The organism is Kitasatospora sp. NPDC049285, assembly GCF_040678815.1.
Taxonomy (GTDB): domain Bacteria; phylum Actinomycetota; class Actinomycetes; order Streptomycetales; family Streptomycetaceae; genus Kitasatospora.
The window spans coordinates 1-23,116 of the sequence record NZ_JBFAQR010000077.1 but is presented as its reverse complement, the minus strand read 5'-3'; the positions used below and the strand labels follow the sequence as shown (position 1 = coordinate 23,116).

The 23,116-nt window shown below is 73.0% G+C and carries 17 protein-coding genes; 11 read left to right on the top strand and 6 right to left on the bottom strand.

Annotated features, from left to right (window positions below; genetic code table 11):
* The first annotated feature begins 3 nt into the window (after positions 1-3).
* The 5 genes from sufC to AB0K51_RS31095 all read left to right on the top strand — a co-directional run bounded on the left by sufC (position 4) and on the right by AB0K51_RS31095 (position 4,326).
* Entirely contained in the window at positions 4-768 is a 765-nt protein-coding gene (sufC, locus tag AB0K51_RS31115) for a Fe-S cluster assembly ATPase SufC (RefSeq protein ID WP_363460963.1), read from the top strand.
* Positions 769-797: 29 nt separating this feature from the next.
* Positions 798-2,042: a cysteine desulfurase gene (locus tag AB0K51_RS31110; protein ID WP_363460977.1), complete on the top strand. Its 1,245-nt coding sequence runs from the start codon at positions 798-800 to the stop codon at positions 2,040-2,042.
* A 12-nt stretch (positions 2,043-2,054) separates the two neighbouring features.
* Entirely contained in the window at positions 2,055-2,507 is a 453-nt protein-coding gene (gene sufU / locus AB0K51_RS31105; protein ID WP_363460961.1) for a Fe-S cluster assembly sulfur transfer protein SufU, read from the top strand.
* 21 nt (positions 2,508-2,528) lie between these two features.
* Complete coding sequence (locus AB0K51_RS31100) at positions 2,529-2,918, top strand: metal-sulfur cluster assembly factor (protein ID WP_363460959.1); 390 nt, start codon at positions 2,529-2,531, stop codon at positions 2,916-2,918.
* Positions 2,919-3,150: 232 nt separating this feature from the next.
* Positions 3,151-4,326, top strand: coding sequence for a serine hydrolase domain-containing protein (locus tag AB0K51_RS31095; protein ID WP_363460957.1), 1,176 nt, complete (start codon positions 3,151-3,153; stop codon positions 4,324-4,326).
* Between the two features lie 61 nt (positions 4,327-4,387).
* Here the strand turns inward: AB0K51_RS31095 and AB0K51_RS31090 are convergent, their stop codons facing one another.
* On the bottom strand, positions 4,388-5,713 hold the full coding sequence (locus AB0K51_RS31090) for an MFS transporter (protein ID WP_363460955.1): 1,326 nt from the start codon (positions 5,711-5,713) through the stop codon (positions 4,388-4,390).
* A 363-nt stretch (positions 5,714-6,076) separates the two neighbouring features.
* On the opposite strand from AB0K51_RS31090, the gene AB0K51_RS31085 reads away from it, so the two are divergent.
* The 3 genes from AB0K51_RS31085 to AB0K51_RS31075 all read left to right on the top strand — a co-directional run bounded on the left by AB0K51_RS31085 (position 6,077) and on the right by AB0K51_RS31075 (position 10,585).
* Positions 6,077-7,693: a hypothetical protein gene (locus AB0K51_RS31085; protein WP_363460953.1), complete on the top strand. Its 1,617-nt coding sequence runs from the start codon at positions 6,077-6,079 to the stop codon at positions 7,691-7,693.
* 160 nt (positions 7,694-7,853) lie between these two features.
* Positions 7,854-8,993 carry a hypothetical protein gene (locus AB0K51_RS31080; protein WP_363460951.1) on the top strand — a complete coding sequence of 380 codons (1,140 nt, stop codon included), beginning with the start codon at positions 7,854-7,856 and terminating at the stop codon, positions 8,991-8,993.
* A 134-nt stretch (positions 8,994-9,127) separates the two neighbouring features.
* Positions 9,128-10,585 (top strand): alkaline phosphatase PhoX, encoded by a 1,458-nt coding sequence (locus AB0K51_RS31075; protein ID WP_363460949.1) that lies wholly within the window; start codon positions 9,128-9,130, stop codon positions 10,583-10,585.
* Between the two features lie 69 nt (positions 10,586-10,654).
* On the opposite strand, the gene AB0K51_RS31070 is transcribed toward AB0K51_RS31075, so the two are convergent.
* A complete protein-coding gene (locus AB0K51_RS31070) occupies positions 10,655-12,253 on the bottom strand; it encodes a helix-turn-helix domain-containing protein (protein WP_363460947.1) in 1,599 nt (532 codons plus the stop codon).
* Between the two features lie 231 nt (positions 12,254-12,484).
* Between AB0K51_RS31070 and pruA the strand changes: the two genes are divergently transcribed.
* The 3 genes from pruA (at position 12,485) to AB0K51_RS31055 (ending at position 19,022) form a co-directional block, all read left to right on the top strand.
* The gene (gene pruA, locus AB0K51_RS31065) at positions 12,485-14,113 is read left to right on the top strand and encodes an L-glutamate gamma-semialdehyde dehydrogenase (protein ID WP_363460945.1); all 1,629 of its coding nucleotides are present in this window, start codon (positions 12,485-12,487) and stop codon (positions 14,111-14,113) included.
* A 109-nt stretch (positions 14,114-14,222) separates the two neighbouring features.
* Complete coding sequence (locus tag AB0K51_RS31060) at positions 14,223-15,152, top strand: proline dehydrogenase family protein (protein WP_363460943.1); 930 nt, start codon at positions 14,223-14,225, stop codon at positions 15,150-15,152.
* Positions 15,153-15,485: 333 nt separating this feature from the next.
* Complete coding sequence (locus AB0K51_RS31055; RefSeq protein WP_363460941.1) at positions 15,486-19,022, top strand: hypothetical protein; 3,537 nt, start codon at positions 15,486-15,488, stop codon at positions 19,020-19,022.
* A 628-nt stretch (positions 19,023-19,650) separates the two neighbouring features.
* Here AB0K51_RS31055 and AB0K51_RS31050 read toward each other — a convergent pair.
* The 4 genes from AB0K51_RS31050 to AB0K51_RS31035 form a co-directional block, all read right to left on the bottom strand.
* Positions 19,651-19,905 (bottom strand): hypothetical protein, encoded by a 255-nt coding sequence (locus AB0K51_RS31050; RefSeq protein WP_363460939.1) that lies wholly within the window; start codon positions 19,903-19,905, stop codon positions 19,651-19,653.
* A 3-nt stretch (positions 19,906-19,908) separates the two neighbouring features.
* Positions 19,909-20,181, bottom strand: a complete 273-nt coding sequence (locus AB0K51_RS31045; RefSeq protein ID WP_363460937.1) for a hypothetical protein — start codon at positions 20,179-20,181, stop codon at positions 19,909-19,911.
* A gap of 40 nt (positions 20,182-20,221) precedes the next feature.
* On the bottom strand, positions 20,222-20,743 hold the full coding sequence (locus tag AB0K51_RS31040; protein WP_363460935.1) for a hypothetical protein: 522 nt from the start codon (positions 20,741-20,743) through the stop codon (positions 20,222-20,224).
* Between the two features lie 5 nt (positions 20,744-20,748).
* Positions 20,749-23,116: RHS repeat-associated core domain-containing protein (locus AB0K51_RS31035; RefSeq protein WP_363460933.1), on the bottom strand; the 2,368-nt coding region annotated here is incomplete at its 5' end.

The following is a 23,116-nucleotide window of genomic DNA, read 5'->3' as shown; positions in this document are numbered from 1 at the left end:
CCCATGGCAACGCTTGAAATCCGCGACCTGCACGTCTCCGTCAACGCCGAGGGCGGTCCGCGCGAGATCCTCCGTGGCGTCGACCTGACGGTCAAGCAGGGCGAGACCCACGCGATCATGGGTCCGAACGGCTCCGGCAAGTCCACCCTCGCGTACTCGCTGGCCGGCCACCCCAAGTACACCGTCACCGGCGGCCAGGTGCTGCTGGACGGCGAGGACGTGCTGGAGATGTCGGTCGACGAGCGGGCCCGGGCCGGCCTGTTCCTGGCCATGCAGTACCCGGTCGAGGTGCCCGGCGTCTCGGTCTCCAACTTCCTGCGCACCGCCGCCACCGCCGTCCGCGGCGAGGCCCCCAAGCTGCGGCTGTGGGTCAAGGAGGTCAAGGAGGCGATGGCCGCGCTGCAGATGGACCCGGCGTTCGCCGAGCGCAACGTGAACGAGGGCTTCTCCGGCGGTGAGAAGAAGCGCCACGAGATCCTCCAGCTCGAGCTGCTCAAGCCGAAGATCGCGATCCTCGACGAGACCGACTCCGGCCTCGACGTCGACGCGCTGCGGATCGTCTCCGAGGGCATCAACCGGGTGCGCGAGACCGGTGAGGTCGGCACCCTGCTGGTCACCCACTACACCCGCATCCTGCGCTACATCAAGCCCGACTACGTCCACGTCTTCGCGGCCGGCCGGATCGTCGAGTCCGGCGGTGCCGAGCTCGCGGACAAGCTGGAGGAAGAGGGCTACGAGAGCTACGTGAAGGGCGGCGCTTCCGAGTGAGCCATACCCACCTGACCGGACCCCTCGCCCTGGCACAGGAGTTCGGCGACGCGATCCGCAAGGACTTCCCGATCCTGGGGCGCCGACTGCACGACGGCAAGCCGCTGGTCTACCTGGACAACGCGGCCACCTCGCAGAAGCCGCGCCAGGTGCTGGAGGCCCTGAACGCCTACTACGAGCAGCACAACGCCAACGTCCACCGCGGCGTGCACGTGCTCGCCGAGGAGGCCACCGCGCTGTACGAGGGCGCCCGGGACAAGGTCGCGGCCTTCATCAACGCGCCCAGCCGCAACGAGGTGATCTTCACCAAGAACGCCTCGGAGTCGCTCAACCTGGTCGCCAACATGCTGGGCTGGGCCGACGAGCCGTACAAGGTGGACGCCGACTCGGAGATCGTGATCACCGAGATGGAGCACCACTCCAACATCGTGCCGTGGCAGCTGCTGGCGCAGCGCACCGGCGCGAAGCTGAAGTGGTTCGGGCTCACCGACGAGGGCCGGCTCGACCTGTCCAACATCGACGAGCTGATCACCGAGAAGACGAAGATCGTCTCCTTCACCCTGGTGTCCAACCTGCTGGGCACGGTCAACCCGGTGGAGACCATCGTCCGCAAGGCCCAGTCGGTCGGCGCGCTGGTCTGCATCGACGCCTCGCAGGCCGCCCCGCACATGGTGCTGGACGTGCAGGCGCTGGAGGCCGACTTCGTCGCCTTCACCGGCCACAAGATGGTCGGCCCGACCGGCATCGGCGTGCTGTGGGGCCGTCAGGAGCTGCTGGAGGACCTCCCGCCGTTCCTCGGCGGCGGCGAGATGATCGAGACCGTCACCATGGGCTCGTCCACCTACGCCCCGGCCCCGCACAAGTTCGAGGCCGGCACCCCGCCGATCGCCCAGGCGGTCGGTCTCGGCGCGGCCATCGACTACCTGTCCGGGATCGGCATGGAGCGCATCGCCGCCCATGAGCACGCGATCACCGAGTACGCGATCGAGCGCCTGCTGGAGGTCCCCGACCTGCGGATCATCGGCCCGCGCACGGCCGTCGACCGCGGCGCGGCGATCTCCTTCACGCTCGGCGACATCCACCCGCACGACGTGGGCCAGGTGCTCGACGAGCAGGGCATCGCGGTGCGGGTCGGCCACCACTGCGCACGGCCGGTCTGCCTGCGGTACGGAATTCCGGCGACCACCAGGGCGTCGTTCTATCTGTACTCGACGCCGGGCGAGGTCGACGCGCTGATCGACGGCCTCCACCACGTCCGCAACTTCTTCGGCTGAGGTGGCTGCTCCATGAAGCTCGACTCCATGTACCAGGAGATCATCCTGGACCACTACCGCAACCCCCACGGCAAGGGGCTGCGGACCGGCGACGCCGAGGTCCACCACGTCAACCCCACCTGCGGCGACGAGATCACCCTGCGGGTGAAGCTCGACGGCGCGGTGGTGGCCGACGTCTCCTACGAGTCGCAGGGCTGCTCGATCAGCCAGGCCTCCGCCTCCGTGCTCAACGACCTGGTGGTCGGAAAGCCGGTCGGCGAGGCCCAGCAGATCCAGGAGGCCTTCCTGGAGCTGATGCAGAGCAAGGGCCAGTCCGAGGGCGACGAGGAGGTCCTGGAGGACGCGGTCGCGTTCGCCGGGGTCTCCAAGTACCCCGCCCGCGTCAAGTGCGCCCTGCTCAGCTGGATGGCCTGGAAGGACGCCACCGCCAAGGCCCTGGCCGGCCGGCCCGAGATCACCGACTGACGGACGAAGGACACCGAATCCATGAGTGAGAACGAGACCCAGGCGGTCGAGGCGGCCGAAGCGGTGGACGCCGCGGCGCCCGGTGCCTTCACCACCGCCGGCACCGTCTCCGTCGAGGACCTGCACGAGGCCCTGATGGACGTCGTCGACCCCGAGCTGGGCATCGACGTCGTCAACCTCGGCCTGATCTACGGCATCCACATCGACGAGGACGACGTCGCCACCATCGACATGACCCTCACCTCGGCGGCCTGCCCCCTCACCGACGTGATCGAGGACCAGGCCAAGACCGCCACCGACGGTCTGGTCAAGGACCTGCGGATCAACTGGGTCTGGATGCCGCCGTGGGGCCCCGACAAGATCACCGACGACGGCCGCGAGCAGCTGCGCGCGCTCGGCTTCAACGTCTGACGCACCGTCGCCACCGCAGGGCGCGGCGCTCCCCTCTCCGAGGGGGCGCCGCGCCCTCGCGCGTGTCCGGGGGTGACGGGTCGTCAACTCCCACCGGTATGAGGCGGTCCGTAGCACCAGGGGGGTAGCGGCGGCGGTCGGGCTTGGCTCCTGGGGGTGACGCGGCCGCGGGTGCCGGCGGGCGAAGGTGGGCCCGGCCGAGGGGACCGGCCCACCTTCCCAGGAGGATCAGATGACCGAGCACCGCACCGTCCGCCGCACCGCGCTGCGGCTCGCCGCCGCCCTGCTCGCCGGGACGAGCGTGCTGGCGTTCGCCCCGGTGGCGGGGGCCGCGACCGCGACCACGACCACCCGCACCGACCGGGCCGCACTGCAGCACGGGCTGGACGCACTGACCACCGAGGGCGGCGCGGTCGGCGCCGTCGCCGAACTCCGCGACCACGGCCGGGTGGCCTGGCGGGGCGGCTCCGGGCTGCGCGCCCTCGACTCCACCGACCCGGCCCCGCTGGACGGCGAGTTCCGGGCCGGCAGCGTCAACAAGACCTTCGTCGCCACCGTGCTGCTCCAGCTCACCGCCGAGGGCCGGGTCCGGCTCGACGACCCGCTGGAGCGCTACCTGCCCGGCGCGTACCCCGGCGGCGACACGATCACCGTCCGCCAGGTGATGAGCCACACCGCCGGGATCTACGACTACACCGAGGACCCGCAGTTCGCGCACGAGACCGAGGACGACGTGCGCAGGATCCTCGACACCGGCCGCTGGATCACCCACACCCCGGACGAACTGATCGCCGTCGCGGCCCGGCACGCCCCGTACTTCCCGCCCGGGCAGGGCTGGCACTACTCCAACACCGACTACCTGCTGATCGGCAAGCTGGTCGACGCCGTCACCGGGCACTCCTGGCGCACCGAGGTCGAGCGGCGCATCCTGCGCCCGCTCGGCCTGCGCCACACCTACCTGCCGGGCACCGCCACCGCGATCCCCGGCCCGCACAGCCACGGCTACCTCCCGCTCTCCACCGGCCCCGCCGACGTCACCGAGATCAACCCCTCGATGGCCGGCGCCTCCGGCGAGCTGATCTCCACCACCGACGACCTGGCCCGCTTCCAGGCGGCCCTGTTCGGCGGCCGCCTGCTCGCCCCCGCCCAGCTCGCCGAGCTGACCACCACCGTCCCCGGCGACGAGTTCCCGCCCACCCGCTACGGCCTGGGCACCGAGCAGCTCCGGCTCTCCTGCACGACCGTGTGGGGCCACTCCGGCGGCATCCTCGGCTACGCGAGCTTCGTCTTCGGCACCCGCGACGGCACCCGCCAGCTCGCCCTCTCCGCCACCCCGTACGACCCCGCCAAGGGCGCCGTCTTCTACCCGGCGGTGGTCTCGCTGATCGACCACGCCTTCTGCGGCTGACGCTCCGACAGGAGACGGGAAGGCCGGAGCAGCCGCGCTGCTCCGGCCTTCCGACGCACCGTCAGCGGCGCCCGCGCAGGACCGCGGCGGCCAGCGCCAGGGCGGCGGTGGCGGCGAGCAGGGCGAAGGTGGTGACGGCGGGGAGGAGGCCGTAGGCGCGGGTGAGGGCGCCGACGGCGATGATCGGGGCGGAGGAGCCGAGGTAGACGATGATCCACAGGGTGGACAGCTCGCTGCCGCGGCGGGCCGGGTCGAGGGCGGCGACCGCGCTGGTGAACAGCGAGCGGAACGCGACGCCCTGGCAGGTTCCGGCCAGCACACTGCCGATGAACAGCAGCGCGGGCGTGCCGGTGGCCGCGGCGAGGGTCAGCAGGCCGAGTCCGCCCGCCAGACCTGTCAGGCCGAGAGCCACCACCACGCGGTCGGCGGTCGGCGGCACCAGCAGCTGCGCCGCGGCGGACGAGCCGAGCAGCAGCGCGGCGACGCCCGCCCCGGCCATCCGGGAGCCGGTGTGCAGCAGGGTGGTGGAGAAGGCCGGGGCGAGCGCCAGGTAGACGCCGAACACCGCGTACGAGACGAACCCGGCGCCGGACGCCAGCAGGAACTCGCGGCGGCCCGACCGCGGCAGCCGCAGCCGCTGCGGGCGCAGGTGGGCCGGGGTGGTGATGCGCGGCGGGGAGGCCGGCGGCCGCACCGAGCCGGGCATCCGCGGGTGCACCAGGGCGAGCGGCACGCACAGCGCCAGCAGCGCCACGGCGTGCGGCAGGAACGGGCCGATCAGGGGGTCCGGGCCGCCCGCCAGCGCGGCGCCGACCAGCGGGCCGAGGGCGACGCCGCCGGCCGAGCAGGCCAGGGTGAGCTTGGCGGCCAGGGTCGGCCGGTCGGGCAGCAGGTCGCCGAGGGCCGCGCCCGCGGCACCGGTGGACAGGCCGACCGCGACGCCCTGCACCGCGCGACCGGCGGCGAGCTGCCAGAACGAGCCGGCGGTGGCGAAGACCGCGTCGCCGACGGCGGCCAGCGCGAGCGCGGGCAGGATCAGCGCGCGCCGTCCGAGGTGGTCCGACCAGTGGCCGACCGCGGCGAGCACCGGGACCAGCGCGAAGACGTAGACCGTGAAGAGGATCGTGGTGTCGAGCGGGGTCAGGCCGAGCCGCTGCTGGAGCACCGGGTAGATCGGGGTCGCCAGGTTGGCGCCGATCAGCAGGAGCAGCAGCGCGCCGGCGACCAGGCCGACCCGGATGCCGCGCAGCGCGTTCCAGCGGCTGATCGCGGCGAGCTGGAGCTGCTTGCGAGGTGCGAGCTCCAGCGGGAGCAGGGCCTCCGACAGTCGGCGTCCGGCGTACTGAGCGGTGCTCAGGCCGGAGCCGGCGGGGGAGAGGTCCGCCATGGCAGGGGTCTCCTGTGGCCAGGGCGCCACCGGGCGCGGCCGGGCCAAGGATGGCGGCACGGCGACGGGACCCGAATGGTGCGGGTGTGCGTGAACGGGGGTCGGGGCTTCGTCGCCCCGGGGGCGCACGCGCGAGGGTGGTGCACGGCGCCCATCGAAGGATACGTGCCCCGGACACTCGTTCGGCGGGTCGGTCCCACTCGTTCGGGGGGACGCTCGCGCAGCTCAGGCGACAGGCCCTGGCGCCGGATACGCTGGGTTGACGGACCGATACGCGTCGGTCCGCACCGCCGTTCCCGGCTCGCGAGCCGCGGGCGCCTCCCGGGGGCGGTCCCTCCAGCGAGTACGGGAGAAAAGCGCGCGATGGCCGGACGTAGCCGTTTCACCCCTGACCAGCCGTCCGACGCCGGCGAGGGCCTGCTGCCGGCCGACTACGACCTGGCGGACCTGTACGGCGCGCAGAGCGGCGACGAGGACCCGGACGACGCGGCGGTGCTGGTCCCGCCGATCGTGCTGCCCGACGACCGGGAGCTGGCCGCCTCCGCGCTCGCCGTCCCGCTGATCGCCCAGGTGGTGGCGCTGGCCCGCTGGATCGCCCCGCACCGCGAGGTGGACGAGCACGGCGAACTCCTCGACGCCGACCGCGTCCAGGCCGCCCGGATGCTGGGCGCCGCCGACCCGACCGAGGACGAGGTGGTCGAGGCGCTGCGCGCCTGGGCGCTCGCCTGCGACCTCGACCTGATCGAGACCGGCACCACCGAGGAGGGCGCGCACGTCGCGATCCCCGGCCCGGACCTGGAGGCGGTCGAGGCCGGCGAGCCGGAGGCGGTGCTCGGCCTGTGGTTCGAGGCCGCCGAGCTGGTCCGCGAGCTGGCCGTCGAGGCCGAGTCCGTCGACCCCGAGGCGGACGGCTCCGCGGACGGCGCCCCCGAGGGCGAGGCCGCCGGCGAGGAGGCGGAGGAGGGCCTGGCCGAGGTGGAGGGCGCCCGCGAGGAGGCGGCCGAACTCCTCGACGAGGCGATGCACGTGCTCTACGAGGCCACCGCCTTCGCCGAGCCGGGCGCCGAGACCCTCCCGCTCGGCGTGCTGGCCGCGCTGCTGGTGGTCCCGGACGGGCAGGAGCCCGACGAGGAGATGCTCGGCGAGATCACCGACGTGATGGTGGTCCTCGACCCGATGCTCGCCGACCTCGCCGAACTCGGACTGCTCGAACACCGGCCGATCGACCCCGAGCTGTTCGAGGAGGAGGACGCGGGCGGGGCCGCCGGACCCGTGGAGACCGACAGCCCGCTCACCGAGGAGGACGCCGCCCGGTTCGGCACCGTCCGGCTCACCACCCTCGGCCAGTACGCCGTCCGCGAGTGGCTGATCGCCGACGGCTACGACGCCCCGCTGGTCGGCGACCTGGCCGAGAGTAGCGGCGCCGAGCTGCTGCGGGCGCTGGCGGAGAACCCCAACCTGCTGCCCGAGGCCGAGCTGAAGGCCTGGCTGTCCGCGCGCGAGCCGGCCGAGGCGGCGCGGGAACTGCTGGGCGGGGCGCGCGGCCGGGACGTGCAGTCGCCGGTGCGCCGCTACTACTGCGTGGCCGCGCTCGGCGAGCTCGGCCAGGACGCCACCGCCGCGGTCGCGGAGGTCGTCGACGACCCCGAGCTCGGCGGCCTCGCCCGCGAGTGGCTGCGCGCCCGGGGCTCCGATGTCGCGGCGGCGGAGCGCCCCGTCGCACTGTGGCGGGTGGTCGACTCGATGGCGGCGGTGCTGCTGATCACCGCCGGCGAGGGCGGCCGCCTCCAGGCCCTGGTCGCGGACCTCCCGGTCACCGACGACCCGGCCAGCTACTTCGGCGAGGTCTGGCGGGTCCCGCACCCCATGACGGTCGAGGTCCTCGAAGCCGTCGGTGAACTCCACCTCGACCGCAAGGTCGCCAAGGAGGCCCGCCGCGCGGCGGTGAAGGCCCGGTCGCTGCGCAACACCAAGGGGTGAACCACCGGTGCTCCCGGAACGGGCGGCTCTTTGTCCTCCCCAGGGGTGGAAGTAGGCCGAAGCTGATGGCCCGACAGGTGGGTGGGGCCTTATCGTGGGGCGATGCCGGGCCCGCCCGGTAGGGAACTTCGTGAGGCTAGTGCCGGGGGTGCGGCGAGGGATGAAGAGGCAGCGCACGAGCGGGCCGTGGGACGCCGAGGACTTCTACTCCGACCACGAGGCGTACAGCCGGCGGGTGTTGGCGGGCGCGGACTTCCCGGTCTTCGCGCTGGACCACGCGGCGGTCGAGGGGGCGTGCGCGGAGGGCGACGCGCCGCCGTGCCGGGACGCGCTGGCGGAGTACGAGATCGCCAACGGCGAGCTCGGGTGGGTGGAGATCCGTTCGGGGGACTGGAGTTCGGCGCAGGGGCCGTACGTGACGGTGCGCACCTACCGGCCGGGGGCGGAGCGGGGCCGGGCGCTGCCGGAGCTGGAGGACGTGGTCGAGGACGAACGCGACCGCCTGTACGAGCAGTTGGAGATCGACGAGGGGGACGGCCCGGGGCGGGTGCGGGCGTTGCGGGAGTGGATCACCGTCGAGGGCGAGCCGCGGGCGGTGCAGGTCCACGAGGATCAGCGGCCGGGCACCGGGTACGGCGCGGTGTGGGCGGGCCGCCTGCGGGTGGACGGGATCACCGTGACGGTGACCGGTCGCGGGGTGCCGCCGGGCGGGGTGGAGCTGCGCCGGATCGAGGACTTCGAGCGGTACGTGCTGGGCCGCACCGCGCTGCTGCGGCGGCTGGCGGAGCGTCAGGAGGACCGCCGGGTACCGCTGGAGGAGCGGGAGCTGCCGAGCGTCGCCGGGCTGGAGGCGCACCGCGAGGTGGTGGAGCACAGCGTGGCGGAGGCGGTCTCGATGGAGGCGCAGCTGCGGGCCGGGCGGCCGCCCCGGCTGCCGCGGCGGCTGCGCGGGGAGGCCGGGCCGGTGCGCTGGGAGGCGGCGGTGCGGCAGCAGATGCGGCTGGCGTCGGAGTCCCGGGACGAGGCGACCGAGGCGGTCACCTCGATGGTCAACCACCTGACCCGGCTGGCGCAGCACGCGGACTGGCTGACCGGGACGCCGGAGGGGTCGGCGGCGGTGGAGGAGGTCGTCCGGTACACGGTGTTCGCCAGCGAGGTGCCGAGCCTGCCGGCGCAGCGGGCGTGGGAGCGGCTGTGGGCGGGCGGGACGCCGGAGCTGCCGTCGGGCACGGAGGACGCCTGGCTGACGGCGTGGGAGCAGTGGCGGGTCGAGCGTACCCAGCACCAGCCGCGTCGGTAAAGACTTGCCCATGGGCTCGTCTTTTGTTGGTAAATGGGCGCATTGACGCTGCGTCCGGTTCACCCACGGTTCACACCTGGCCCGTTGTCTGTCGGTCACCGATGCACATCCCCTCGCCTCCAGGAGTGACCGCCATGTCGCTGTCCCGTCGGGACTTCGTCAACCGTTCGACCATGCTCGGGGCCGGTGTCCTGATCGCCGGCAGCGCCGAGGTGCTGGCCACCGCGCCGGGGGCGATCGCCGCGCCGGCCGGCGGGGAGGCCGCGTTCGCGAAGGGCGGTCACCACGCGGTCGGCTACGGTGAGTTGGTGTCCGACCCGGACGGCATCCTGGCGCTGCCCAAGGGCTTCTCGTACGAGATCATCACCCGGACCGGCCGGACCACCCTGGTCACCGGCGAGTCCACGCCCAGCAACCACGACGGCACCGCCGCGTTCGAGGGTCGGCACGGTGCGACCCTGCTGGTGAACAACCACGAGCTGGCGGGCGCCCGTTCGAAGTGGCCGCACCCGGTGCCGCTGCTGGAGGGCCACGTCTACGACCCGGCCGCGGCCGGCGGCTGCACCGTCGTCGAGGTGTCCGGCCACGGGCACGGCCACGGCCCGCGCCAGGTCCGCGAGTGGGTCGGCATCGCCGGCACCGCGACCAACTGCGCCGGTGGCGCCACCCCGTGGGGCACCTGGCTGACCTGCGAGGAGACCGAGGACAAGGCCGGCACCAACGGCTTCACCAAGGACCACGGCTACGTCTTCGAGGTCGACCCGCACGACCAGGACGCCAACCGCGACCCGCAGCCGGTCAAGGCCTTCGGCCGGTTCGCCCACGAGGCGGTGGTGATCGACGAGAAGCGCGGCCACGCCTTCCTGACCGAGGACGCCTCCAAGCCGAACGGCCTGTTCTACCGCTGGACCCCGCCGGCCGGCTTCCGGCACGGCAAGGGCAGGCTGCGCACCCTGGCCGCCGACGCCGGCGTGCTGGAGGCGCTGAAGGCGTTCGACGCGCAGGGCAAGCTGGTCGACGACCTGTCCCGGGCCACCAAGCCCGGCACCACGTACGGCGCCGACTGGGTCAAGGTGCAGGACCGCGACGCGCGCACCACCTCGATCCGCAAGCAGTTCAAGGACGGCGAGATCACCCGGGCCCGCAAGCTCGAGGGCATGTGGTGGGGCGACAACGGCATCTACTTCGTGTCCTCCTTCGCCCGCGAGGAGTCGCCGCTGCAGCACGACGGCCAGGTGTGGTTCTACCACCCGGTGCGCCGCACGCTGACCCTGAAGGTCATCCTCGGCGTCAACGACGACGTCTGGGCCGACCACGGCAACTTCGACGGCCCGGACAACATCACCGTCTCGCCGCACGGCGGCCTGATCATCGCCGAGGACGGCGTCGGCGTCCAGCACCTGTTCGGCGTGACCCAGGACGGCAGGACCTACGCGCTGGCGCGCAACGAGCTCAACCTCGGCACCGCCGAGGCGCCGGAGTTCAGCGAGTTCACCGGGGTGACCTTCTCGCACGACGGGCGGACGCTGTTCGCGAACATCCAGGAGCCGGGCATCATGCTGGCGATCACGGGCCCGTGGCACCGGATGTGACGCACCGTCACCTGAGCTGAGAACACGCCGGGCCCCGCACCTCCGCCAGGGGTGCGGGGCCTCGTGCTCTCAGCTCTCGTCCAGCCTCAGCTGGAGCATGGCGAGCAGTCGCTGCCGGGGCTGGGTCAGGTCGAGGCCGGTCAGCTGCTCGGCCCGGCGCACCCGGTAGCGCAGGGTGTTGGGGTGGATGTGCAGGGCGTCGGCGGCGTGTCGGACCTCGCCGAGGGCGTCGAGGTAGGCGAGGACCGACTCGGCGAGGCGGGTGTGGTGGCGGTCGTCGTACGCGGTGAGCGCGCTGAGCCGGGGGTCGCGCAGTTCGGGGCGGTCCTGCAGCAGCGCGAGGACCTCGGAGACCAGCACCTCGGCCTGCACGTCGTGCAGGGCGGCGACGTCCGGGACGACTCCGCCGCGGCCCATGGCGTCGAGGATGCGGTCGGCCTGGGCGCGGGAGGCGGGGACCTCGCCCAGGGTGTCGACGGTGGGGCCGATCGCGGCGCGCAGCGGGATGCCGAGGTGGTCGCGGGCGGCGTCGACGGTCTCCTGGGCCCAGGCGCGCAGGGTCGCGAGCGGCAGGCCGGGCGGGAGTTCGGGGAGCAGGACGTAGACCCGGGAGTCGACGGGGGCGAGCAGCGCGCCGCGGTGCCGGGCGGCGGTGTGCACGGAGATCAGGCCGGTGACCTCGTCGCGGCTGAGCTCGGCGTCCCGGTCGTCGGTGGCGGCGGGGGCGTAGGCGAGCACGGTGGCGGGGCGGCGCAGGTCGAGGCCGAGGTGGGTGGCGAGCGACTGGGGGCCGGTGGAGCCCTCCAGCAGGCCGGTGAGCAGGGTCTGGGTGAGCCGGACGTCGGCGGACAGCTCGCGGCGGCGGCGCACCAGTTGGGCGGCGGCGACCCGGGCCGCGCCGACCAGGGCCTGCTCGGCGTGCGGGGCGAGCGGCTGGGCGCCCTCCTGGACCCAGATGGTGCCGAGCGGCTGCGCGCCGGAGCGGATCGCGATGGCGAGGCGGCGGCGGATGCCGAGTTCGGGGTGGGCGGCGATCTCGATCGCGCCGTCCGAGTCGCGCAGGTGCGAGAAGACGCCCCACTCGCGGAGCTTGGAGAGGTACGGCTCGGGGCCCTGCCGGCCGAGGATGGAGAGCCGGCGCAGGTCGTCGACCTCGTCGGAGTCGGAGGAGCGGGAGTAGGCGAGGACCCGGCTGGAGGTGTCCTCGATCGAGACGATGCCGCCGGTGAGGACCGCGACGGTCTGGGCGAGCGAGAAGAGGTCGCCGGAGGCGCCGTCGCCGCTGTCGGGGGCGCTGTCCGGTCCGGCGATGATGGCCCGGGCGAGCGAGTCCAGGTGCTCCCAGCGGGTCTCCCGGCGGACCGAGAGCAGCGCGACGCCGGCCTCGGTGGCGGCCTCGCGCAGCGCGTCGGCCTGGCCGGGCCCGTCGAGCTTGACCGCGACGGCGGCGGCCCGGGCCCGTCCGGCGGCGCGCAGGGCGGGGAGCGCGGCGCGGCCGCGGGCGCCGATGGCGAGGACGAGTTCGCCGGGCGCGGCGGTGGGCGGGTCCTCCGGGTCGAGGATGGCCACGTCGCGGACCGGGACGTCCAGCCCGGCGGGGGCGGCCTGGAGTTCGACCAGGGGTTCGCCGAGCGACATCAGCAGTTGGCGGAGCGGCAGACCGGTCACCGCGCCTCCTTCGTCGGGTCGGACAACGTCCCGGCCCCGAGTTTAGTGAGTCGGACAGCGTCGGAGGGCCGTGACCTCGGCGTGACGGTGTTCGTCCGGGCGGACAACGGCGTGCGGGGGACTTTGGCGGCGCGGCCAACAGTTGCCGGTGGGATCGGGGAATAGCGTTTCTTCATGGCCGGCGTGTGACCCTCGCCGGCGTCCCATGACGAGAAGGAGAGCGTGCGCGCCATGGATGCTGTGACCCAGGTCCCCGCGCCGGTGAACGAGCCGGTCCACAGCTACGCCCCGGGCAGCCCCGAGCGGGTCCGCCTGGAGGCGAAGCTGAAGGAGCTGGGCGGCCAGGGGCCGATCCAGCTCACCATGACGATCAACGGGGAGCGCCGCATGGGCGGCGGCTCCGAGTTCCACGTCGTGCAGCCGCACAACCACGCGGCCCGGCTCGGCACGCTGCGCAACGCCACCCAGGACGACGCGCGCGAGGCCATCGACACTGCCCTGGCCGCCGCGCCGGCCTGGCAGGCGCTCTCCTTCGACTCCCGCGCCGCGATCTTCCTGCGCGCCGCCGACCTGCTGGCCGGCCCGTGGCGCGAGACGCTGGCCGCCGCCACCATGCTCGGCCAGTCCAAGACCGCCCAGCAGGCGGAGATCGACACCCCCTGCGAGCTGGTCGACTTCCTGCGCTTCAACGTGCACTTCGCCCGGCAGATCCTGGCCGAGCAGCCGATCTCCTCGGACGGCGTGTGGAACCGCAGCGACCACCGCCCGCTGGAGGGCTTCGTCTACGCGATCACCCCGTTCAACTTCACCGCGATCGCCGGCAACCTGCCGACCGCGCCCGCGCTGATGGGCAACGTGGTGATCTGGAAGCCGTCCCCCACCCAGCAGTTCGCCGCGCACTACCTGATGCGGCTGCTGGAGGAGGCGGGCCTGCCCAAGGGCGTCATCAACATGGTCACCGGCGACGGCCTGGACGTCTCCGAGGTCGCCCTCAAGCACCCCGCGCTGGCCGGCATCCACTTCACCGGCTCCACCGCGACCTTCCAGCACCTGTGGCGCTCGGTCGGCGAGAACATCTCCGGCTACCGCACCTACCCGCGGATCGTCGGCGAGACCGGCGGCAAGGACTTCCTGGTCGCCCACCCGTCCGCCGACCCGGCGGTGCTGAAGACCGCGATGACCCGCGGCGCCTTCGAGTTCCAGGGCCAGAAGTGCTCGGCGCTGTCCCGCGCCTACGTCCCGGCGTCGATCTGGGCCGGCCTCAAGGACGACTTCCGCGACGAGGTCGAGTGGCTCACCATGGGCGACGTCTCCGACCTGGCCAACTTCATGGGCGCCGTCATCGACGACCGCTCCTTCGCCAAGAACAAGGCCGCCATCGACCGCGCCAAGGCCGACCCGAAGGTCGAGATCCTGGCCGGCGGCAGCTACGACGACTCGGTGGGCTACTTCGTCCGCCCGACCGTCCTGGTCTGCGAGGACCCGGCCGCGGAGTACTTCCGGGACGAGTACTTCGGCCCGATCCTCGCCGTGCACGTGTACGAGGACTCGAAGTACGACGAGATGCTCGCGCAGATGGAGTCGGTGTCGTCCTACGGCCTGACCGGCTCGATCATCGCCCAGGACCGCGAGGCCGTGCAGCACGCCATGCACGTGCTGCGCAACGCGGCCGGCAACTTCTACATCAACGACAAGCCGACCGGCGCCGTCGTCGGCCAGCAGCCCTTCGGCGGCGGGCGGGCCTCCGGCACCAACGACAAGGCCGGCGCCAAGCAGAACCTGATGCGCTGGACCTCCACCCGGTCCATCAAGGAGACGTTCGTCCCGCCGACGGACTACCGCTACCCGCACATGGGCTGACGCCCCCTCGGGCTGACGTCCCATCGGACCGACGGCCCCCCGGGCGGCGGCGCACCACCCCGCGCCGCCGCCCGTCCCCCTCCAGCTGATCCGCCTTCCGGGAGTCCCGATGCTCCGTTCCGCCCTCCTCGCCGCGTCGCGCTCCCCGCAGGTGCGCACCATGGTCGAGAAGTTCCCGCCCACCCACGCCATAGTCGAGCGGTTCATCGCCGGCGACCTGCTGGACCAGGGCGTGACCGCGACCGAGGCGCTGGTCGCCAGCGGCCGCAAGGTCACCCTCGACCACCTCGGCGAGGACACCAAGGACGCCGAGCAGGCCGCCGGCACCGCGCTGGCCTACGAGCACCTGCTGACCGCGCTCAAGGAGACCGGCCTGGCCGCCGACGCCGAGGTGTCGGTCAAGCTCTCCGCGGTCGGCCAGTTCCTGCCGGTGGACGGCGAGAAGATCGCGCTGGAGAACGCCCGCCGGATCTGCGAGGCCGCCGCCGACGCGGGCACCACGGTGACCCTCGACATGGAGGACCACACCACCACCGACTCCACCCTGGCCATCGCCCGCGAGCTGCGCGCGGACTTCCCCTGGCTGGGCGTCGTCCTCCAGGCCTACCTGCGCCGCACCGAGGCCGACTGCCGCGACCTCGCCCACGAGGGCTCCCGGGTCCGGATCTGCAAGGGCGCCTACAAGGAGCCCGAGTCGGTGGCCTTCCAGGGCAAGCGCGACGTCGACCTCGCGTACGTCCGCGCCCTCAAGGTCCTGATGGCCGGTCAGGGCTACCCCATGGTCGCCTCCCACGACCCCAACATGATCAAGATCGCCGGCCAGCTGGCCGAGTGGAACAAGCGCGACGTCTCGTCGTTCGAGTACCAGATGCTCTACGGCATCCGCCCCGAGGAGCAGCTGCGCCTCGCCGAGGCCGGCAACACCATGCGGGTGTACCTGCCGTACGGGCAGGAGTGGTACGGCTACTTCATGCGACGCCTCGCGGAGCGCCCCGCCAACCTGACCTTCTTCCTGCGCGCGATGGCCACCCGCGGCTGACGGTCCGTCATGTGACGTACGGCGGAGCTGACTTCGGCTCCGCCGTTCGGCGTTTTGCGGGGCCCTGCTAGAGATCGAATCCGCTCGGCGGACGGGGATCTCGCGTCCGGGGTCATCGAGGGACGGAGCGATTGACGGCTGCTGCAGCCGGGGAGAGCCTGGAAGGACAGGCAGACGGGAGAGGAGCGAGCCATTTCCTCGATGAAGCACCTGTGGCGAGAGTCGGCCCGCGTGGTGTGGTGCTGGCCCCCCTATGGTGCGAGGCGTCTGCGAAGGCTGGCGCGACTGTTCCGCTGGGCTTTCGGGGGAAGGCTGTTCGTCCTGATCCTGGGTGTGGCGCTGTCCGGCATCGCGCTGGCTGGTGTCGCCGACCGGGCGGCGCACTGGCGCGGCACCGTGCCCGCCGAGCTGGCCCTGCTGGTGGGGGCCTTCCTGATCGCGGTCAGCCTGCGCGGCTTCCGCACGGTCCGCATCCTGCCGTTCCGCAACCTGGTCGGCGGAGCCCACCGGGACGAGGCGGAGCAGGTCGCGGTCGGCTTCGCCGAACAGCTCGACGGTGAACTCGGACGGATCCGCGACCTGGTGACGCAGGAGCCGGTCTACCAGCCGGCGGACGTGCTCAAACCGGCCAGCGACCGCGGCGAGACGACGCGGGTCGTGCTGTCGCGGGTGCCGTTCCGGTCCGGGGTGGCGGCGGCCGGGCTCGGCGCCGAGATCAAACCCACTGAGGTGGGCACGGTGGCCTTTGGGCCGTTCAAGCTCCAGGTCGGAGCGGTGCTCACACTGTTCGCGCGGATGCTCGGTCAGGCCATGCAGGGCTCCCTGCTGGAGAGCCGGGGCATGCTGGTCGCGGTGGCGGGCCGATCCGGCGGCCGGCACCAGAGCTGGACCGAGCAGACCGAGATCGACGGTGACCTGCGCCGGGCGGGGGCGGTGCTGGCCCGCAAACTCGCCCATCGGATTCAGCTGGAGCAGCCCAAGGGCCACGCCGTCGGCGCCGACGTGCACAGCTTCGAGATGCTCGTCGACGGGCTGGAGTGCTACGACCACTTCCTGCACGAGGGCGACCTCCTGTACCTCGACCGCGCCGAGCAGCACTTCCGAGCCGCGCTGGTGCACAGTCCCCGGTACGCCGCCGCCTACCACAACCTGGGGACGGTCAAGAGCGAACAGGACCGGGTACGCGCGGCCATCGATCTGCCGGTGTCGGCGGTCATCGAGGACGCGGCGCCTCGGCTCTGGTGGCGGGCGATCGACCTCGACCCCGGTCTCGCACCCGCCCGCTTCCAGCTCACCCGGACCTACCTGGACCGGTCCGCCCGCGAGGAGGACCGGCAAGTCCGGGAGAAGCTGCTCGCGCAGGCGGTGCAGTCGGCCCGGGCGGCCATGGCCGCGGCGGACAACTCGGGCGAACGGGCCCTGGCGTCGTACTGGCTCGGTCTGTCGCTCCTGCGCCGGGCCCGCAACCGGGAATCGGAGGACTGGCGATCGGAGGACCGGCGATCGGTTCGCTCCGAAGTGTCGGAGGCGAACCGGCTGCTGCGGCGAGTGATGCGGGCCCTCTACGACGAGCGGGCCCGTCGGCTGGTGGTCGGCGGCGAGCTGTCGGCGGTGCGGCCGCTGTCCGATCGGGTGGCAAGCGTGCACCTGGAGCAGGCCGAGTGCGAGCGGGAGCTCGCCGGTCTGCGATCCGGCCCCATCCGCAGGAGGCACCGGGCCAACGCCGAGCGTCATCAGCGGGCGGCGTTGAAGTGGGGCGCGAACACCGGGGACATCGAGGCCAGGGTCGGGAAGCTGATCGAGGATTCCGCGAACAACCCGAACGAGCGGGACATCCGGGTGAGCCGAGAGAAGGCGCTGCAGCGGTACCTGGCCGCGCTGACCCGCGATCCCCGTCAGGCCGAGGCTCTGAAGGGGATGGCACGCCTCACCTCGAACGACCTGTGGAGCAGCGAGTTCGAGACCGGTGCCATTCTGGTGGCGGCCCATCGGGATCCGGACGACCCCGAACCCTGGCTGGCGCTCTCGCTGGCCTGCCGGTTCAACGGAGACGTCGTCGGAGCGCTCGGCCTGGCCGGCATCGCGCTCACGCAGTGCCCGGAGAACAGGGCCCTGCACCGACGCATGAACGCCCTCTACGCGGCGTTGGGCAGGTCGCAGCAGGTCGGCTCGGCGAGGCGGGCGGCTGCGGCCGGCACCGCGTACTACCCCTACCTGCCGGACATGAGCCCCGCCGATCTGCGTGCCGGACCGGAGGCGTGCACCACCTGGGACCACCGGCCCCGGGAGCGCTGGGTGTCGGCCTGGATGCGGGCCAACGCGGCCGCCGGCGACCTCGGGCGGTCAACCGGCCGGGAGCAGTTGCGAGCGGCCATCGAGGAGATCGAGGAGCTGCGCGCGACGTGGTCCGCCGAGTTGCCCGAAATGCGGCTGGTCGCCCGGCAGTTGGGGCGGCTGCACCTCCGACTGGCCACCGCGCACCCGGCTTCGGAGGCCGCGCGGCGGCATCTGGGGTGGGCCGCCGAATGCCTGGGCGAGGCTGTGGACACCACTCTGCCCGACGGCATGCGGATGCCGCTGCTGTGGCAGGTGGAGTGGGCCGAGGTGCAGGCAGCGCTCGGCGACTCGCGGCGCAGCATCGGGCATCGGCGCACCGCGGACCGGCTGCACCGGGACGCGATCGACGCCTACACCAGGGTGCTCGAACAGCCGCCGGTGGTGGTCCCGATCGACACCGACTCCGGGGTCATCGAACTCGTCGGCGAACCCCCGCACCTGCCCACCCGGGCCCGCGCGCTCGCCGGGCGCGGGCAGGTGTACGCCGCGATGGGCCGCGCTGCCGACGCCCTTCCCGACTGCCTGGACGCACTGCGGCTGGCCCCGCTGTACGCCTTCCCGCGCTTCACCCTGGCCGGGATCTACCGCGACCTGGCCCAGTACGAGCTGGCCGAGCAGCATCTGCGGCGGCTCGTCGAACTCCTGCAGGCCGGTTCGGAGCGGGACCGGGCGCGGTGCGAACTCGCCGACACCTACCGGCGGCAGGCCGGGAGCCGCGCCGGCGAGGAGCGGCGGCGGCTGCTGGAGAAGGCGCTCCATGAGCTGGCCGCCATCACCCGCGAGCCGGGTCCGCACCGCGCCGTCGATCCAGGGATGCACGAGGCGGAGGCGGAGATCCTGCACCTGCTCGGCGACAACAAGGGTGCCGTCGCCGCGCTGCGGGCCGCGTTGGCCGCCGACTGCGGTGGCCCGGGCGAGGCCCGGCGGCGCGACCGGCTCGCCGAGCTGCTGGCCGAGGAGGAATGTCCGGACGCCGTGCTGCGAGCCTTCGAGGAAGCTCGGGCGGCTTGTGCGAAGGAACTCACGCGCAGCGCGGGCACCGACGACGCGCGGCGGCTGCGGGGTCGGCGGGTGATGCTGGCGATGCGTCAGGCGGGGTACCTGGCCGAGCAGGGCATCCGGCTCGAACAGGCCCAGCGGCTCGCGGACGAGGAGCTCGGGAGGGCCCGGCATGCCGGGCTGGGCAGAGGTCAGTTGGCCGACTGCGAGGACACCTGCGGCTGGATCGCCTACCGCCGGGGCCGGTTCGACGAGGCGATCCCGCACTTCGAGGCCGCCCTCGACCGGTCCGGCGGCAACCCGGCCGAGTGGGCGCATCTCGCCCTGAGCCTGGAAGCCCGAGCCGCCAGGGCCACCGGCACCCGCCACGACCGGCAACGGCGCGAGGACGACCTCAACCGGGCGCGGGACATCTGGCAGCAGGTCGTGGACAAGTTCCCGAACAGCGCGGAAGCGGCCACCACCGCCGAGCAGGGCCTGCAGCGCCTCCCGGAACGGCCACACCCGCCGATGCCGCTGGTGCCCAACCCCTGACCACCGTCCGCAACGGCGGCCGCCGGTCAGGGGCCGAGGGTGCGGAAGGCGGCGAGGGAGGAGGCGAAGTCGTCATGGGTGGGGTCGTCGGCGGGGAGGCGGGGAGGCGGGGGAGTTCGGTGCGGGCGAAGTCCTCGGCTGGCGTGCGGAGGGCATCGACGAGTTCGGTGACGGGGACGGTGCCGATCGCGCGCTTGCGTACGGTGACGGCGACGGCGCCCTTGGCCGCGGTGAAGTCGAGGCGAAAGGAGGAGTCGATGCCGTGGAAGGTGACCGCGCCCCGGCCGGCGGCGACCAGGTCGCGGACCTGGTCGAGGAGCAGCCCCACCGACGGGACGATCATCATGCCCTGATCCGGTGTCAGCCCGGCCGAGGCCGCGGAGGAGTCCGGCCCCGAGACCGTCATGTCGCCGAGGTCGAAGCCGCTCGGGTCGCCCTGGTCGGGGCGCCGGGTGAACTGGAAGGTGATCACGGGCGGTAGCTCCTTTCCACGGGGTTCCCGCACGGCTCGGAGGCCGCCGCCACGGCCGGGCAGCACCTGCACCGTGTTCCGGAACGGCCGCATCCGCCGATGCCGTCGGCGGCCGATCGCTGAGCCCCGGTGCTGTCCGGCACGGGAGACCGGGGCTTACAGGTCCTGGAAAGGCGGCTTCGCGTAGTGGTCGACGGCGTCGCCCGCGATGCGGAGGAGGCGCTCGAGGCGGGTGTGGTCGTCCTCCATGGCCGTGAGGACCTCGAATGCCCGGGTGGCGAGGTCGGTCGAGGTGGCGGCCAGCAACTCCGCGTAGAGCAGCCAGCTTCCGTCCTGGCAGGCGGTGAGGGACTCCTCTTCGAGGTCCCGTCTCTCGCGGGCGATCTCGGTCGCGGTGCCGTCGCCGGCCACCAGCTACAGCAGGAGGTCGAGGAACCGGCCCCGTACGGTGGGGGATCGGAGTTCGGCGAGGGCGGCCAGGGCGATCGGGACGATCGCCGGGGCGGGTTCGAACAGGACGACGTCGGAGAAGGCGTGCCCGACGAACGGCCGCGCGCCGTGCGGGTCGTCGTCGACCTGCTGCGCCAGGCGCAGCAGGTCGTCCGCGAGGTGGGCGCCCGACTGGCCGCAGCCGCAGCGCAGTTGGCTCCAGTCCTTGGCCTTGATCTCCAGTTCGAGGAAGGTCATGGCGGGACCGCGGCCGTGCCCTGGCGGTTCTGACGGTCGGTCATCGCTCTTCCGTGCGCCTGTGCTGCTCGCGCAGGGTGGCGGCAGCGAGGCTGCGGATGCGCTTGGTGCGACCCTGATCGGCCAGCAGGGTCAGCAGGCGTGGGTCGGCGGACGCTTCGGCCGCTCGGCGCTGGAGCCAGTCGGACCAGGTCACGACCTCGTCCGCGGTGAACCCGGGCGGGCCGTCCGGACGGTGGAGGGTGTCCAGGACGGCCAGCTCACGGGCGCGGTCGAGGGCGAACCGGCGGACGGAGGAGGGGAGCAGCGCTACCAGCCGGAGCCGCTCCTCCGGGTCGGCGTCGGGGAGCAGCATGACCACCACCGCCGAGGCGAGGGACGGCACCGGCTCGGCCGCGATGGCGCGGGCCAGGGCCGGGCGGGCGGAGGAAAGGTCGGCCCCGCGCTGGTACAGCTCCCAGCGCCGGTGCTCGTCGGCAGCGTCGCCGGCGGGTTCGCTGACGGCCGCCGCGAGCTCGCGCACCGCCGCGGCGAGCTCCGGCTGGTCGTCCGGGTGTTCCATCGTCCCTACTTCCGGTGCCGTTCCATCGAGGCGGCGATGTTCCTGCGGATGGTCTGCAGGTGCTCGTCGACCACCTTCTGCTGCTTGGGCGAGAGCTCGGGGTCGCCGGCCAGCGGCTTTCCGTTCTGGCCGATCCTGACCTCTGCGCCGCCGCCCTTGACGTGGGCGTGTGCGGGCGCGTGGTCGTTCGAGTAGATCTGGATGTGCACGCCCCTGTCGTGCACGATCGTCCCGACGCCAGGGTAGCGCTCGGCGTCTCCCTCCGGCGGGTGCGGGGACAGGCCCAGGGGGTCGCACCAGGTGTGCGGATTGACCACGTAGGCCACCGGGTTGGGTGCCGGGGCGAGACCGAGCGGGTCCGGTGAGGTGTAGCGGGCGGTCTCGGGGTCGTAGTAGCGGTGCAGGTTGTAGTGCAGGCGGGTCTCGGGGTCGAAGTACTGGCCGGGGAAGCGCAGCGGCGTGTACGTACTGCTGTCGCCGGGCCACGTGGTGGTGCCCCAGACGGTGCTGACGGCCCGCCAGGCGATGGTGGCCGCGGCGGGGTCGATGAGCTCGGTGGGGGTCCCCACCAGGTCGGTGACGATGGCGAAGAAGCGACGGTCGACGGTGTCCTGCACCGTGATGGTCTCGCTCTGGGCAAGCGGCCGGTGCCCGGCATGGTCCCAGCTGATGGTGTGCGGGCCGGGCAGGTAGGGGGCGTGGGTGGTCTGCTCGGCGAGGGTGGCGCCGTCCCAGTCGAAGTCGGTCCGCTCGACGACGGCGTCGTTCTCCAGCCGCTGCTTGACGGTGCGTCGGCCGAGCGGGTCGTAGCGGTAGTGCCACTCGGCGCCGTCGGGTGTGGTGACGCCGGTGAGCCGGTCCTCGGCATCCCAGGTGTAGTGCCAGGTGTCGGGTTTCCTGGACAGCCGGGTGACCTGCCGGAGCACGGTGCGGCCGGCGGCGTCGTACTCGTAGCGGACCCGTCCGGCGGTGGTCAGCGTCGTTCCCGAATAGCCGCGCTCGCCTCGGGCGGCGCTGCTCGCGCCGGCGGCGGGCCAGTCCGCGTGGACCAGGTCGCCGGCGGGGCCGTACGCGTAGTGCTCGGCCCAGTCGACGCCGGTGGCGGCGGTGACCCGGCCGACCGGGTCGAGACCGTAGCTCCGGGCGCCCGCCAACTGGTCGTCGACCACGAGGAGGTTGCCGTCGGGCCGGTAGGCGTGGGACCGCCGTTGGAGCTCCCGCTCGCCGGTTCGGACGCTCTGGGCGGTCAGCCGCCGGTTCGGGTCCCAGTCGCTGTGCACCGCGATGCCGCCGATGGCACGCCGCTGCTCCCGACCTGCGAGGTCGTACGTGAAGTCGAGCGTTCCGCCGGGCACCGCGAGTGCGGCGGTCCGGCCGGACCGGTCGTACTGCCATTCGCTGACATGTCCGGACGGGGTGGTGCGGCGGATGCGCCGCCCGAGCGGGTCGTAAGCGTTGCCGACCGTGCGGCCGTTGACCGTGTCGGTGAGGACGTTGCCGCGGGCGTCCACGGTGCGGACCACGTCGGCGTCGGGACCGACGGCGCGGACCAGGTTGCCTGCGAGGTCGTACGTGTACTCGGTGACCCGACCGTCTGCGTCCTGACGGACCGTCTGGCCGAGGACGTCGTAGGCGAAACGGAGGACCTGGCCGAGCGGATTGGTGCGGGCCACCACCTGGGCCGCGGCGTCGAACTCGTAGCGGACGACGCGCTGGTCGAAGTCCCGTTCCTCGACGAGCCGGCCGGCCTCGTCGTACCGGTAGGTCCACTGGCGGCGGAGCGCGTCGAGCACTGCGACCAACCGCATGTCGGCGTCGTAGACGTACTCGTGGCGGGCGCCGTCGGGGGTGGTGCGGGCGGTGAGGGTCTCGAAGTGGGTGTACTCGTAGGTGGTGGTCCGGCCCAGTCGGTCGGTGTGGGTGAGGCAGTTGCCCTCGCCGTCGTAGGTCCAGGTCTCGGTGTGGCCGTCGGGAGCGGTGCGGGAGGCGGGGCGGCCCTCGACCGTCCAGGTGGTGCGGGTGGTGTGGCCGAGTGGGTCGGCGGTGCTGGTGAGGCGGCCGAAGGCGTCGTAGCCGTACCGGGTGACCGCGCCCCCGGGCTCGGTGACCTCCACGGGCAGGCCGGCCGGGTTGCAGCGGATCAGGGTCTCGTCGCCCAGGGCGTTCGTGATCGACGCGAGGTGCCCGAGCTCGTCGTAGGTGTAGCGGGTGGTGGCGCCGAGTGGGTCGGTCAGGCTGAGCCGTTCGCCCGACGGGCCGTAGGTCTGCTGCCAGGTGGCGCCGCCGGGTTCGGTGACGGTGACGGGCAGGCTGAGGCGGTCGGTGTAGGCGGCGAGGGTCTGCTGGCCGTCGGGGCGGGTGACGGCGATCAGG

What these genes read in the sequence shown, in the direction of transcription:
- sufC (WP_363460963.1), top strand. Translation starts at nt 4, where the DNA reads ATGGCAACGCTTGAAATCCGCGACCTGCACGTCTCCGTCAACGCCGAG.
- sufU (WP_363460961.1), top strand. Translation starts at nt 2,055, where the DNA reads ATGAAGCTCGACTCCATGTACCAGGAGATCATCCTGGACCACTACCGC.
- AB0K51_RS31100 (WP_363460959.1), top strand. Translation starts at nt 2,529, where the DNA reads ATGAGTGAGAACGAGACCCAGGCGGTCGAGGCGGCCGAAGCGGTGGAC.
- AB0K51_RS31095 (WP_363460957.1), top strand. Translation starts at nt 3,151, where the DNA reads ATGACCGAGCACCGCACCGTCCGCCGCACCGCGCTGCGGCTCGCCGCC.
- AB0K51_RS31090 (WP_363460955.1), bottom strand. Translation starts at nt 5,713, where the DNA reads ATGGCGGACCTCTCCCCCGCCGGCTCCGGCCTGAGCACCGCTCAGTAC.
- AB0K51_RS31085 (WP_363460953.1), top strand. Translation starts at nt 6,077, where the DNA reads ATGGCCGGACGTAGCCGTTTCACCCCTGACCAGCCGTCCGACGCCGGC.
- AB0K51_RS31080 (WP_363460951.1), top strand. Translation starts at nt 7,854, where the DNA reads ATGAAGAGGCAGCGCACGAGCGGGCCGTGGGACGCCGAGGACTTCTAC.
- AB0K51_RS31075 (WP_363460949.1), top strand. Translation starts at nt 9,128, where the DNA reads ATGTCGCTGTCCCGTCGGGACTTCGTCAACCGTTCGACCATGCTCGGG.
- pruA (WP_363460945.1), top strand. Translation starts at nt 12,485, where the DNA reads ATGGATGCTGTGACCCAGGTCCCCGCGCCGGTGAACGAGCCGGTCCAC.
- AB0K51_RS31060 (WP_363460943.1), top strand. Translation starts at nt 14,223, where the DNA reads ATGCTCCGTTCCGCCCTCCTCGCCGCGTCGCGCTCCCCGCAGGTGCGC.
- AB0K51_RS31045 (WP_363460937.1), bottom strand. Translation starts at nt 20,181, where the DNA reads ATGACCTTCCTCGAACTGGAGATCAAGGCCAAGGACTGGAGCCAACTG.
- AB0K51_RS31040 (WP_363460935.1), bottom strand. Translation starts at nt 20,743, where the DNA reads ATGGAACACCCGGACGACCAGCCGGAGCTCGCCGCGGCGGTGCGCGAG.